12 protein-coding genes and 2 tRNA genes are annotated in these 13,583 nt (G+C 67.0%); 13 read left to right on the forward strand and 1 reads right to left on the reverse strand.

Translation table 11 applies throughout. The annotated features are described in order from the left end of the window. Positions 1-240 precede the first annotated feature (240 nt). The 12 genes from dnaN (at position 241) to AB0I19_RS25840 (ending at position 13,140) form a co-directional block, all read left to right on the forward strand. Positions 241-1,416, forward strand: coding sequence for a DNA polymerase III subunit beta (dnaN, locus tag AB0I19_RS25785; RefSeq protein ID WP_067495127.1), 1,176 nt, complete (start codon positions 241-243; stop codon positions 1,414-1,416). Between the two features lie 17 nt (positions 1,417-1,433). After that, complete coding sequence (gene recF / locus AB0I19_RS25790) at positions 1,434-2,618, forward strand: DNA replication/repair protein RecF (protein ID WP_357151917.1); 1,185 nt, start codon at positions 1,434-1,436, stop codon at positions 2,616-2,618. 102 nt (positions 2,619-2,720) lie between these two features. Further along, on the forward strand, positions 2,721-3,287 hold the full coding sequence (locus tag AB0I19_RS25795) for a DUF721 family protein (protein ID WP_357151920.1): 567 nt from the start codon (positions 2,721-2,723) through the stop codon (positions 3,285-3,287). 376 nt (positions 3,288-3,663) lie between these two features. Next, positions 3,664-5,697 (forward strand): DNA topoisomerase (ATP-hydrolyzing) subunit B, encoded by a 2,034-nt coding sequence (gyrB, locus tag AB0I19_RS25800; RefSeq protein ID WP_067495136.1) that lies wholly within the window; start codon positions 3,664-3,666, stop codon positions 5,695-5,697. A gap of 54 nt (positions 5,698-5,751) precedes the next feature. Beyond that, positions 5,752-8,262, forward strand: coding sequence for a DNA gyrase subunit A (gyrA, locus tag AB0I19_RS25805; protein ID WP_357151922.1), 2,511 nt, complete (start codon positions 5,752-5,754; stop codon positions 8,260-8,262). A 39-nt stretch (positions 8,263-8,301) separates the two neighbouring features. Then, positions 8,302-9,324 carry a DUF3566 domain-containing protein gene (locus AB0I19_RS25810; RefSeq protein WP_067495142.1) on the forward strand — a complete coding sequence of 341 codons (1,023 nt, stop codon included), beginning with the start codon at positions 8,302-8,304 and terminating at the stop codon, positions 9,322-9,324. A 137-nt stretch (positions 9,325-9,461) separates the two neighbouring features. Then, positions 9,462-9,535 (forward strand) — tRNA-Ile (locus tag AB0I19_RS25815). A gap of 29 nt (positions 9,536-9,564) precedes the next feature. Further along, positions 9,565-9,672 carry a DLW-39 family protein gene (locus tag AB0I19_RS25820; protein ID WP_210740150.1) on the forward strand — a complete coding sequence of 36 codons (108 nt, stop codon included), beginning with the start codon at positions 9,565-9,567 and terminating at the stop codon, positions 9,670-9,672. Positions 9,673-9,703: 31 nt separating this feature from the next. Beyond that, a tRNA-Ala gene (locus AB0I19_RS25825) sits at positions 9,704-9,776 on the forward strand. 5 nt (positions 9,777-9,781) lie between these two features. Next, positions 9,782-10,720 (forward strand): acyl-CoA dehydrogenase, encoded by a 939-nt coding sequence (locus AB0I19_RS25830; protein ID WP_357151925.1) that lies wholly within the window; start codon positions 9,782-9,784, stop codon positions 10,718-10,720. 570 nt (positions 10,721-11,290) lie between these two features. Then, positions 11,291-12,286: an ATP-binding cassette domain-containing protein gene (locus tag AB0I19_RS25835; protein ID WP_357151927.1), complete on the forward strand. Its 996-nt coding sequence runs from the start codon at positions 11,291-11,293 to the stop codon at positions 12,284-12,286. Positions 12,287-12,345: 59 nt separating this feature from the next. Then, positions 12,346-13,140 carry an ABC transporter permease gene (locus AB0I19_RS25840; protein WP_225281726.1) on the forward strand — a complete coding sequence of 265 codons (795 nt, stop codon included), beginning with the start codon at positions 12,346-12,348 and terminating at the stop codon, positions 13,138-13,140. Between the two features lie 4 nt (positions 13,141-13,144). On the opposite strand, the gene AB0I19_RS25845 is transcribed toward AB0I19_RS25840, so the two are convergent. Next, entirely contained in the window at positions 13,145-13,321 is a 177-nt protein-coding gene (locus AB0I19_RS25845; RefSeq protein WP_166655808.1) for a hypothetical protein, read from the reverse strand. 98 nt (positions 13,322-13,419) lie between these two features. Here AB0I19_RS25845 and AB0I19_RS25850 point away from each other — a divergent pair. Next, on the forward strand, positions 13,420-13,583 hold a 164-nt coding region (locus tag AB0I19_RS25850; protein ID WP_357152039.1), incomplete at its 3' end, for a peptidylprolyl isomerase.

Here is a 13,583-nt window from a genome sequence, read left to right on the forward strand (position 1 = left end):
GAAACTCGGTCGGGGAGGCTCGGCTCGGTCGGTGGTTCACTCACAGGCAGGCAAGGACAGGAGGGGATGGTTCAGGACGCGCGGAACTCCTAGAGGGTCGATGCGGAGATCGCGCGTTGTCCGGGTACCGTTTGGTTGTCGGCAGGTTGTGCGAGACTCAGTGCGCGGCCGACGCAGCACCTCAACTCCGCTGAACACACCCGCATACGGATTCGAAACTCGGAGAGGACAAATCGGGCGATGGAGCTTGCGAGCATGAAGTTTCGGGTCGCCCGAGAGGATTTCGCCGAGTCGGTGGCCTGGGTGGCCCGCAGCCTCCCGTCCCGGCCTCCTGTGCCGGTTCTCGGTGGCGTCCTGCTGGTGGCCGACGAGAACGGCCTGACGGTCTCCGGCTTCGACTACGAGGTGTCCGCGCAGATGCGCGTCGCGGCCGAGGTCGCCGGTCCGGGTCAGGTCCTGGTCTCGGGTCGTCTGCTGGCCGACATCACCAAGGCCCTGTCGAACAAGCCGGTGGACGTGTCCGTCGACGGCACCCGTGTCCTCATCGCCTGTGGCAGCGCCAAGTTCTCCCTGCCGACCATGCCGGTCGAGGATTATCCCCAGCTGCCCGAGGTGCCCCAGCAGACCGGTGAACTCACCGTCGACGTGTTCGCCGAGGCCGTCGGTCAGGTCGCCGTCGCCGCCGGCCGTGACGACACGCTGCCCATGCTCACCGGTATCCGGGTGGAGATCGAGGGCAACGACGTGGTGCTCGCCGCCACCGACCGCTTCCGCCTCGCCGTGCGTCACCTGCAGTGGCAGCCCACCCGCCCCGACATCGAGACCGCGGTGCTCATCCCCGCGCGCACGCTGTCCGAGGCCGCCAAGACGCTCGGTACTGCCTCGGCGCCCGTGCAGCTCTCGCTCGGCAACGGCAACGGCGCCGACGGCCTGCTCGGCATCGTCAACGCGGGCAGGCGGACCACCACCCGCCTGCTCGACGCGGAATTCCCCAAGTTCCGCCAGTTGCTCCCCAAGGAGCACACCTCCATCGCCACCCTGCCGGTGTCGGCGCTGTCGGAGGCGATCAAGCGTGTGGCGCTGGTGGCCGAGCGCGGCGCCCAGGTGCGCCTCGAGTTCTCCACAGACGGTGTACTGCTGTCGGCCGGTGGCGACGACGCGGGCCGCGCCGAGGAATGGCTCGAGGCCGATTTCCGCGGTGAGCCGCTGACCATCGCGTTCAACCCCGGATACCTCACCGAGGGTCTGTCGGCGCTGCACGCCGATCGGGTCACCTTCGGCTTCACCACGCCGAGCCGTCCCGCCGTGCTGCTGCCCGCGTCCGACGAGGAGCCCAAGGTGCTCGAGTCGGGTGCGTTCGCGGCGTTGGAGAGCCAGTACATCTACCTGTTGATGCCGGTCCGGCTGCCCGGCTGAGCGGGGCCGCGCCGCACATGTTCATCCGTGCGCTGTCGGTTCGTGATTTCCGCTCGTGGGAACACGCCGAACTGGAGTTGTCCCCAGGGCGCACCGTCCTGCTGGGGGCGAACGGCAACGGCAAGACCAATCTGCTCGAGGCGGTCGGCTACCTGGCGACGCTCGGTTCGCACCGGGTCTCCGCCGACGCGCCGCTGATCCGGATGGGCGCCACCCAGGCCGCGATCGGGGCGACCGTGGTGAACGCCGGCCGCGAGTTGCGGGTGGATGTGGAGCTCAAGCAGGGTGCCGCCAACCGCGCGCAGATCAACCGTTCGCCGGTGCGCCGGTCGCGCGAGATCCTCGGCATCCTGCAGACCGTGTTGTTCGCACCGGAGGACCTCGCGCTGGTCCGTGGCGACCCGGGGGAGCGGCGCCGGTTCCTCGACGAGTTGTGCACAGCCCGCCTGCCCAGGCTGGCCGGTGTGCGCGCCGACTACGACAAGGTGTTGCGCCAGCGGTCGGCGCTGCTGAAAACCGCTGGCCGCCAGGTGCGTTCGCGCTCGGATCTGAGCACCCTCGACGTGTGGGACGGGCATCTGGCCGAGCACGCCTCGGTGTTGCTCACCCAGCGTCTGCGCCTGGTGCACGACCTGTATCCCTATCTCGCACAGGCATATCAGTCGATCGCACCCGAATCACGCCCTGCCGCAATCGCTTACCGCTCCGGGTATCTTCCGCCGGACCTGCTCGATCCCGCGCGGGCACCCGAACCCGACGACGTGGACCAGGTGCGCGAGATCGTGCTGCGTGAACTGGCCGCCGCGCGCGGCCGCGAACTCGACCGCGGAGTGTGCCTGGTCGGCCCACATCGTGACGATCTCGAGCTGCTGCTCGGCAGCGCGCCTGCGAAGGGGTTCGCCAGTCACGGCGAGTCGTGGTCGTTCGCGCTGGCGCTGCGGCTGGCCTCGTTCGAACTGTTGCGCAACACCGGCGCCGAACCGGTGCTGCTGCTCGACGACGTGTTCGCCGAACTGGACCGGCGCCGCCGGACCGCCCTCGCGGAGGTGGCGGCGGGTGCCGAACAGGTGCTCATCACCGCCGCGGTCGCCGAGGACGTGCCCGCCGAACTGGCCGCCGCGCCGCTGCGGGTGCAGACCGAGGGCGACGCGGACCGGCGCACCTCACGGATCGTGGCCGAAGATATGCACAGCCAGCCATAGTTATCAACAGGCCCTGTGGAAAACCGTGGACATGCTGGACATATGCCACATCGGTGCGCGATGGCTCTGCCGGGCACCCGGCGTAGACTCCCGAACCGACCGATGAGCCTCGAGACCGGAAGGTGGGACCGCGTGCAGGACGAGCCGGAAGCGGAACTGCGCGGGATCGATCTGGCCCGCCGCGCCCTCGAGGAAGCGCGGGCCGCGGCCAAGGCCAGCGGCAAGTCGGTCGGGCAGGGTCGGGCGTCGCCGGTGCGCAAGCTGCGCGCGGGCGGACGACGCCGCAGCGGCTGGTCCGGCGCGGGCCCCGACGCGCGCGATCCCCAGCTGTTGTCCGCGCTCGCGGGCTCGATCGCGAAGAATCGTGGCTGGTCAGGCAAGGTTGCCGAGGGAATGGTCTTCGGTCGTTGGTCGAGCGTTGTCGGTGAGGACATCGCCGCACACGCCACCCCGGTGACCCTCGAGAACGGCGTGCTCAAGATCGCCGCCGAGTCCACGGCCTGGGCCACCCAGCTGCGGATGTTGCAGAGCCAGATCCTCGCCAAGATCAACGCGGCGGTCGGGCAGGGCGTGGTCACCTCCCTGCGGATCACCGGCCCGGCGGCGCCGAGCTGGCGCAAGGGCGAACGCCACATCAAGGGCCGCGGCCCGCGCGACACCTACGGGTAGCCGGGCGGTCACCGGTGCGAGTTCCGTTGCGGCACCGCCGCTTCGATCCCCAGATTCGCAGCCTGTGGACAAAGCCTGTGGATAACTTCGGGTCGGGTGTGGAAGGCCCCGGGAAAGCACGCATCGGCGCGACCCCGGCGGAGGCGAACCCTAGCGGCCCCTACGACCGGCAAAACATGTGGCGAGGCGGAAGCCACTCGCGCTTGTCCGAGTTCTCGCATTCACGGCGACGTCAGGGGTGTCGTAGGTGCACTGTAAGTTGGCCTTACCAGTAGGATGGTGACGTAACCAGCGGCGAACCCTCGACGCGCGTGTTGTGCAGCCGCTTGCGAGCTGTCCGCGCCAGGGATCAGCAAGTAAGGAGAGCTACCGACAAGTGGCTGCCAACGACTCCAACGCATCGGGCAACAATTCGGGCTACGGTGCCTCGTCCATCACGGTCCTCGAAGGCCTCGAGGCGGTGCGCAAGCGCCCTGGCATGTACATCGGTTCCACCGGTGAACGCGGTCTGCACCACCTGATCTGGGAGGTTGTGGACAACTCGGTCGACGAGGCGATGGCGGGCCACGCGACCAGGGTCGACGTGACGCTGCTGGCCGACGGTGGTGTCGAGGTCGTCGACGACGGCCGAGGTATCCCCACCGCCATGCACGCGCAGGGCATTCCGACCGTCGAGGTCGTCATGACCCAGCTGCACGCCGGCGGCAAGTTCGACTCCGACGCCTACGCCGTGTCCGGTGGTCTGCACGGTGTCGGTATCTCCGTGGTGAACGCCCTGTCGAGCAAGCTGGAAGCCGAGATCGACAACGACGGCTACCACTGGACCCAGGTCTACAAGGATTCCAAGCCCGGCAAGCTGGTCCAGGGCGAGCCGACCGATCGCACCGGTACCACCATCCGGTTCTGGGCCGATCCGGAGATCTTCGAGACCACCACCTACAACTTCGAGACGGTCGCGCGCCGTCTGCAGGAGATGGCGTTCCTCAACAAGGGCCTGACCATCACCCTGACCGACGAGCGGGTGAGCGATTCCGAGGTCACCGACGAGGTGGTCAGCGAGACGGCCGAGGCGCCCAAGCACGCCGACGAGGTCGCCGCCCAGGCGGTCGAGCACAAGGTGAAGACCCGCACCTACCACTACCCGGGCGGTCTGGTGGATTTCGTCCGCCACATCAACCGCACCAAGTCGGCCATCCACAACTCGGTCGTCGGCTTCACCGGCAAGGGCACCGGCCACGAGCTCGAGGTCGCGATGCAGTGGAACTCGGGCTACTCCGAGTCGGTCCACACCTTCGCCAACACGATCAACACCCATGAGGGCGGCACCCACGAAGAGGGTTTCCGCGCGGCGCTCACCACGGTGGTCAACAAGTACGCCAAGGAGAAGAAGCTCCTCAAGGAGAAGGACGGCAACCTCACCGGCGACGACATCCGCGAGGGCCTGGCCGCCATCGTGAGCGTGAAGGTCGGCGAGCCGCAGTTCGAGGGCCAGACCAAGACCAAGCTCGGCAACACCGAGGTGAAGTCGTTCGTGCAGCGCGCCTGCAACGAGCACCTCACGCACTGGTTCGAGGCCAACCCGGCCGACGCGAAGACCATCGTGCAGAAGGCCGTGTCCTCGGCGCAGGCCCGGATGGCCGCCCGTAAAGCACGTGAGCTGGTGCGTCGCAAGTCGGCGACCGACCTGGGCGGGCTGCCCGGCAAGCTGGCCGACTGCCGCTCCAAGGATCCGGGCAAGTGCGAGATCTACATCGTCGAGGGTGACTCCGCCGGTGGCTCGGCCAAGTCGGGCCGTGACTCGATGTACCAGGCGATTCTTCCGCTGCGCGGCAAGATCATCAATGTCGAGAAGGCCCGCATCGATCGCGTCCTCAAGAACAACGAGGTCCAGTCGATCATCACCGCGTTCGGCACCGGTATCCACGACGAGTTCGATATCGCCAAGCTGCGCTACAACAAGATCATCCTGATGGCCGACGCCGACGTCGACGGTCAGCACATCGCCACGCTGCTGCTCACGCTGCTGTTCCGCTTCATGCGTCCGCTGGTGGAGCAGGGTCACGTGTTCCTGGCCCAGCCGCCGCTGTACAAGCTCAAGTGGATGCGTTCGGAGCCGGAGTTCGCCTACTCCGACCGCGAGCGCGACGCGCTGGTCGAGGCCGGTCTGGCCGCGGGCAAGAAGATCAACAAGGACGACGGCATCCAGCGCTACAAGGGTCTGGGTGAGATGAACGCCAAGGAGCTGTGGGAAACCACCATGGATCCGTCGGTGCGGGTGCTTCGTCAGGTGACGCTCGACGACGCCGCCGCGGCCGACGAGCTGTTCTCCGTGCTGATGGGCGAGGACGTGGAAGCACGTCGCAGCTTCATCACCCGTAACGCCAAGGACGTTCGCTTCCTCGATGTGTGAGCGGTGCTGCGCCACCGCGCGCCCGCGAACACATCAGCCCTCTAAGGAGATTCGATGACTGAGACCACGCTGCCACCGTCCGGCGGTGCGGGCGACCGGATCGAACCGGTCGACATCCAGAACGAAATGCAGAGCAGCTACATCGATTACGCGATGAGCGTGATCGTCGGCCGCGCGCTGCCCGATGTGCGCGACGGCCTCAAGCCGGTGCACCGGCGCGTGCTCTACGCCATGTACGACAACGGCTACCGCCCCGATCGCGGTTACGTGAAGTCGGCGCGTCCGGTCGCCGAGACCATGGGTAACTACCACCCGCACGGCGACTCGTCGATCTACGACACCCTCGTGCGCATGGCCCAGCCGTGGTCGCTGCGGTACCCGCTGGTCGACGGCCAGGGCAACTTCGGTTCCCGCGGCAACGACGGCGCGGCCGCCATGCGTTACACCGAGTGCCGTCTCACGCCGCTGGCGATGGAGATGCTGCGCGATATCGACAGCGAGACCGTCGATTTCGTGCCGAACTACGACGGCCGCTCCCAGGAGCCGACCGTGCTGCCCGCGCGCGTGCCCGCGCTGTTGATGAACGGCAGCAACGGCATCGCCGTCGGTATGGCGACCAACATCCCGCCGCACAACCTGAACGAGCTGGCCGAGGCCATCTACTGGTCGCTGGAGAACTACGACGCCGACGAGGAATCCACCCTCGCCGCGTGCATGGAGCGCGTCAAGGGCCCCGACTTCCCGACGCACGGCCTGATCGTCGGCAGCCAGGGCATCCACGACGCCTACACCACCGGTCGCGGTTCCATCCGCATGCGCGGTGTGGTCGAGATCGAGGAAGACGCGCGTGGCCGCACCACGATCGTCATCACCGAGCTGCCGTACCAGGTGAACACCGACAACTTCGTCAACTCGATCGCCGAGCAGGTCAAGGACGGCAAGATCGCGGGTATCTCCGATATCCACGACGAGTCCTCCGACCGGGTCGGCATGCGCATCGTGGTGACGGTCAAGCGTGACGCCGTGGCCAAGGTGGTGCTGAACAACCTCTACAAGCACACCCAGCTGCAGACCAGCTTCGGCGCGAACATGCTCTCGATCGTCGACGGTGTGCCGCGCACGCTTCGCCTGGATCAGATGATCCGGCACTACGTGAACCACCAGCTCGAGGTCATCGTCCGGCGCACCCGCTACCTGCTGCGCAAGGCCGAGGAGCGGGCCCACATCCTGCGCGGCCTGGTGAAGGCGCTCGACCTGCTCGACGAGGTCATCGCGCTGATCCGCCGCTCGGCCAACACCGACACCGCGCGCACCGGCCTGATGCAGCTGCTCGACATCGACGAGATCCAGTCGACCGCCATCCTCGACATGCAGCTGCGTCGCCTCTCGGCACTGGAGCGGCAGAAGATCGTCGACGATCTGGCCAAGATCGAGCTCGAGATCGCCGACTACAAAGACATTCTGGAGCGGCCCGAGCGCCAGCGCGCGCTCGTGCGCGACGAGCTGGCCGAGATCGTCGAGAAGTACGGCGACGACCGGCGGACCCGGATCATCGCCGCCGACGGCGACGTGGCCGACGAGGACCTGATCGCCCGCGAGGACGTGGTCGTCACGATCACCGAGACCGGTTACGCCAAGCGGACCAAGACCGACCTGTACCGCTCGCAGAAGCGCGGTGGCAAGGGCGTGATGGGTGCCGGCCTCAAGCAGGACGACATCGTCAAGCACTTCTTCATCTCCTCCACCCACGACTGGCTGCTGTTCTTCACGAACAAGGGCCGGGTGTACCGGGCCAAGGCCTACGAGCTGCCCGAGGCCAACCGCACCGCGCGTGGTCAGCACGTGGCCAACCTGCTGGCGTTCCAGCCGGACGAGAAGATCGCCCAGATCATCCAGCTCAAGACCTACGAGGACGCCCCGTACCTGGTGCTGGCGACCCGCGCGGGCCTGGTGAAGAAGTCCAAGCTCACCGATTTCGACTCCAACCGTTCCGGTGGCATCGTCGCGGTGAACCTGCGCGACGACGACGAACTGGTCGGTGCGGTGCTGTGCTCGGCCGACGACGACCTGCTGCTCGTCTCGGCGCACGGCCAGTCGATCCGCTTCGCCGCGACCGACGAGGCGCTGCGCCCGATGGGCCGCGCCACCTCCGGTGTGCAGGGCATGCGGTTCAACACCGACGACGAATTGCTCTCGCTCAATGTGGTCCGCCCGGACACCTATTTGTTGGTCGCGACCGCCGGTGGGTATGCCAAGCGTACGGCGATCGAGGAGTACACCGCGCAGGGTCGCGGCGGAAAAGGCGTATTGACAATCCAATACGATCCGAAGCGTGGCAGCCTGGTGGGTGCGCTCATCGTCGACGACGAGGACGAGTTGTACGCGATCACTTCCAGTGGTGGCGTCATCCGCACCGCGGCCAAGCAGGTCCGCAAAGCCGGACGCCAGACCAAGGGCGTGCGATTGATGAACCTCGCGGATGGCGATACCTTGCTAGCGATCGCGCGCAACGCCGACGAGCCCGATCCCGATCAGCTCATCGGCGACGCGGCCTCGGAGCAATAACCCAACCAGCGGCGGCAACGAACGGATCTGAGGATTCCATTGACCACACCGAATCAGTCGAACGACGATCGGAACCAGACCAACGGCGTCACCGAGCGGGTCGCCTCGTCTCCGATCCAGCCGCGGCCGATCCCACGTCAGGGTGCGGCCGAAGGCGCCAAGGCACCGGAATCCGGTGGCGCCGGGGACGAATCGTTCGACCAGGCCACCGTGCGGATGGGTACCGAGCCGAACGGGCCTGCCAACGGCTCGGGCAACGGCAAGGGTAAATCGCCCTACCAGGACGGCTGGGCGCAGTTGCCGCAGCGGGAACCGCAGTCCAACCTGTACCGCCCGGGTGAGGCGCCGAGCCAGGGCCGCCCGTCCTCGGGTGGTCAGGGTGGCGGTGGCCTCAAGGGCAGCGGTCCGTCCAACGCGCGCACCACCGCCGACCTGGCGGCCAAGGCGGCGCGCAAGGAAGCCGCGATGGTGAAGTCCGTCGGTATCGACGGGCCGACCCGAAGCATCGCGCGTCCCGAGCTGGTCAAGGACATGCCCGATCTATCGGATGTGCGTCATCCGGGGTCGGACCTGCCGATGGCCAACACCGGGCTGCCGATGGCTCCCCAGCAGCCGCAGAGCGGGCCGTCGGCGCGGGCCGCGGCCGCTTCGGGCCCGGTGTCGCCCGCCGTTCCGGTGGCCATCGCGGCCGCCGCGTCGGGTGAGCCGCTGCGCGCGACGGTGCAGATCCGCCGCATCGATCCGTGGTCGACGCTGAAGATCACGCTGGTCATCAGTGTGGCGCTGTTCTTCGTGTGGATGGTCGCCGTCGGCCTGCTCTACATCGTGCTCGCGGGCATGGGTGTGTGGGACAACCTGGACAACTCGCTCGGCGAGATGTTCAACCAGGAGGGCAGCTCGGGCGGCCTGATCGACGCGGGCACGATCTTCGGGTACGCGGGCGTCATCGGGCTCATCAACGTGGTGCTGTTCACCGCGCTGGCGACGGTCGGTGTGTTCATCTACAACCAGTGCTGTGATCTGGTCGGTGGCATCCAGGTGACCCTGGCCGATCCGGACTAGGAACACGCGCTTTCCGGCACGGCCGGTCGGACCAGGAAACTGGCTCTGACCGGCCGTTTTGGTTATCGGCGGGCGGGTAAGGTAACCTCGTGTCTCGTTGCGGTTCACTGCTCCGGCAGGGGATCGGAATCGAGTTCGGGCCTATAGCTCAGGCGGTTAGAGCGCTTCGCTGATAACGAAGAGGTCGGAGGTTCAAGTCCTCCTAGGCCCACTCCCGAACATCACAGTAGGGTGGGAATCATGAAGATTGTCCTCACGGTCGGTGTTGTGATCGCGGTTCTCATCGGTATCACCAAATTCCGCAAGCGCGACGAAGCCGATCTCTGGCGTGAGGTCACCACCCGCTGATTCGGGTTGCCAGCCGGTACACCACCGGTAAGGGGCCTTAGCTCAATTGGCAGAGCACTGCCTTTGCAAGGCAGGGGTTAGGGGTTCGATTCCCCTAGGCTCCACTTCTGTGAATTCCTCGGTTTTCGATTTCCTGCTCACCGCCACCCCCGGTGCCGCCGATTCGGCGGATTTCGCGGCGGACTGGGCACGTCACCGCGCTCGCTGCGCGGATCTCACCAATTCTGTCGACCGCGCCGCTGTCGCCGGATTCGACAGTGTCGCATTGGGTTCCGCGTTTCTCGGTGGATACCAGGAAGCGCTGCACGCGCTGGTGCCCACGCTCGGCCCCGACGAGCTGAGTTCGATGTGCGCGACCGAGGCCACCGGAGCGCGGCCCTCGGCCATGACGACGACCGTCACCGGCGACGGGATGGTGACCGGCACCAAATCGTTCGCCACCCTCGGCACCTCCGCCACCCGGTTTCTCGTGATCGCCCGTGCGGGCACACATTCCGACGGCAAGCCGCAGCTGCGCGCCGTGCTCGCCGCGGCCGGACCGCAGGCAGCGGTGAACCCGCTGCCGCCGTTGCCGTTCGCACCGGAGATCCCGCACGCCACCGTCACTTTCGCGGACGCGCCGGGAGAAATGCTGCCCGGCGACGGGTATGCCGACTACCTGAAGCCGTTCCGCACCGTCGAAGACTTGCATGTGCTCGCCGCTGTGCTCGGTCAGCTCGTGCGGGTAGGCCGACAAGCACAATGGCCCGCCGACGCCCTCACGGCCCTGCTGGCGCTGTTTGCGGCCGTGCGTGGCCTCAGCACCGAACCCGCCGCGTCGGCGGGCGTGCATATCGCGCTCGCCGGCGTCTTCGATCGCTGCGCCGCGCTGCTCACCGAACTGGAACCGCACTGGGACCGGGTGGATCAGGAGATCAGGCAGCGCTGGGAGCGGGACGCGCCACTGCTCGGGGTCGCCGGGAAGGTCCGTGCGGCCCGGCTGGCTACCGCCTGGCGCACAGTGGCCGAACAGGGGGCCGACGCGCCTGTGGGCCACGAGGATCACTAGCTGTTCTCGTGGCCGCGTCGTGTGGCCTGAACCCGGCTGTCGGGCGATGGAACTGCACCTTGCCGGAAAATGGGGAGCGGGCCTCGGCGAAGGGGGGGAGTTAGCCGAGGCCCGCGTAGGGTCGGCCCGGGGGGGAGGGGCCGACGTGAACGATCCTACGCGATCCGCGCGGAAATCGTGTACGCGCAACGGATCAGTTTCCGAGAATTTTTCGGGTCGCGGCCCGTCATGGGGCCGTCGGACGCTGCTGCGGAGCGGTCGTCGCAATGTTGTGAGACATCACAAACCTCTTACGAACACCGGAAGTCGCTGGTAGGCAAGGTTTTACGCCCCGCGCGAGCTGAACATGTTCTCGTCGGTGTCGATGTGCGGTTACCCGGAATCCGCGCTGAACCGCCGCCGCATCACCCAAAAATCAGTCCGATTCGCCGCGTGTCGCATGCATTCGGCATGTCGAACAAATTTGTACATCTGACATCGCGAACCACCCGAAATGAGGATGCGACTTGTCGGTGGGTGGGGCAATACTGAGGCCACCAAGGGTTCGCGAACTACGACATCAGGAGAATCATGCCCGACGCAATCGTCGCCGAGGGTCTGGTCAAACGGTACGGACAGCTCACCGCACTGGACGGGCTGGATCTCTCCGTCCCCGAAGGCACCGTCACCGCACTTCTCGGCCCGAACGGCGCGGGAAAGACCACGACTGTCCGTGTACTCACCACTCTGCTCGTTCCGGACGAAGGCCGCGCCACCGTTGCCGGGGTCGACGTCATCAACAATCCGCAGGCACTGCGCTCGCGCATCGGCGCGTCGGGCCAGTACGCCGCCGTCGACGAGTATCTGACCGGCTTCGAGAACCTCGAAATGGTCGGCAGGCTCTATCACCTCGGCACGCAGCGCAGTAAGGAACGGGCCCGCGAGCTGCTCGAACGCTTCCGGCTCACCGACGCCGCCGACCGCCCGGTGAAGGGCTACTCCGGCGGTATGCGCAGGCGCCTCGACCTCGCGGGCGCGCTGGTCGCCAACCCGCCCGTGCTGTTCCTCGACGAGCCGACCACCGGCCTCGACCCACGCGCCCGCCTGGATCTGTGGGACGTGATCGAGGAACTCGTCTCCGGCGGCACCACCCTGCTGCTCACCACCCAGTACATGGAGGAGGCCGACCGCCTGGCCGACTCCATCGCGGTGATCGACCGAGGCACCGTCATCGCCCGCGGCACCGCCGACGAACTCAAGGCGCTCGTCGGTGGCGACCGCATCGAACTCACCGTCGCCACCGCCGACCAGCTCACCGACGCCAAACAGGTGCTCAGCGGTCTGGCCGACGGCGAAATCCACATCGAACCGGGTCTGCGCAAGATCACCGTGCCCGTGGCCGACGGTTCCCAGGACCTGGTCACCGCCATCGGCAGGCTCACCGAGCACAAGGTCAAGATCAACGACGTCGCCCTGCGCAGGCCTTCGCTCGACGACGTATTCCTCACCCTCACCGGGCACGAGGCCGAAGAACTCGTGGCGGGGGATGCCGAGAAGGCGGACGCCAAGGAAGGACAGAGCCGATGAGCGTCTCGATCGACAAGACACCACCGGTGACCGGGCCGAGCCTGGAAGAACGGCTGGCGATGGTGGTCAGCGACAGCCTCACGATCGCCAAGCGCAATGTCATCAAGATCAAGCGCGTGCCCGACGTGCTGATCTTCACGACCATGTCGCCGATCATGTTCGTGCTGATGTTCGCCTACGTGTTCGGCTCGGCGATCAAGGTGCCGGGGCTGGAAGGCGGCTACCGCGAATTCCTGATCGCGGGCATCTTCGTCCAGACCGTGGTGTTCGGTGCCTCGTTCACCGGCGCGGGCTTGGCCGAAGACATGCAGAAGGGGATCATCGACCGGTTCCGGTCGCTGCCGATGGCGCCCTCGGCGGTGCTGTTCGGGCGCACGATCAGCGATGTGGTGATCAACCTGGTCAGCCTCGTCGTCATGTCGCTGACCGGGTTGATCGTCGGCTGGCGTATTCGCGGGTCGTTCCTCGACGCGGTGCTCGCGTACCTGCTGATGCTGCTGTTCGCCTACGCACTGTCGTGGATGATGGCCGTGGTCGGGTTGCTCGTGCGGGCGCCGGAGGTGTTCAACAACGCCAGCTTCATGGTGATCTTCCCGCTGACGTTCCTGTCCAACGCCTTCGTGCCGATCAACGACCTGCCCGGCCCGCTGCGCGTGTTCGCCGAGTGGAATCCGATGTCGGCGGTCACCGAGTCGGTCCGTCAGCTGTTCGGCAACACCAGCCCGCTTGCCCCCACCTCGGAGGCCTGGTCGATGCAGCACCCGGTGGCCACGTCGCTGATCTGGATCGTGCTGATCCTGCTGATCTTCGTGCCGCTGGCTCAGGTGCAGTACAAGAAGTCCGTGAGCCGCTGAGGGTTCAGCTCGCGCCGGTCTCCGCGACGGGGGCCGGCGCGGAGCCGTTGCGGGAGTAGCCGAGACGCGGCGGCTCGGCGGCGGGTTCGGGCAGCTGGGGGCGCTTGCTGCGGGCGATCCAGGCCAGCGCGCCCGCACCGGCGATCGCGAGGGAGGCGATGAGCGGGTTACGAAGCTTCATGCGACCACTGTGGCATAGAACGCCGCCGACGGCACAAACACGAAACCACGCTCCACCAGGTGCCCGGCAGCGCGGTGACCGCGTGGCACCATTGCTGCGTGACCTCACCCCATCAGACGGCCGTGGCGACGCTGCACACCAACCACGGCGAGATCAAGATCGCGCTTTTCGGTAACCACGCGCCCAAGACGGTGCGCAATTTCGTCGGCCTCGCCGACGGCAGCGCCCCGTACACCACCCCGAACGCGGGTGGCACGGAAGC

The organism is Nocardia sp. NPDC050413, from assembly GCF_040655475.1.
Taxonomy (GTDB): Bacteria; Actinomycetota; Actinomycetes; order Mycobacteriales; family Mycobacteriaceae; genus Nocardia; species Nocardia coubleae.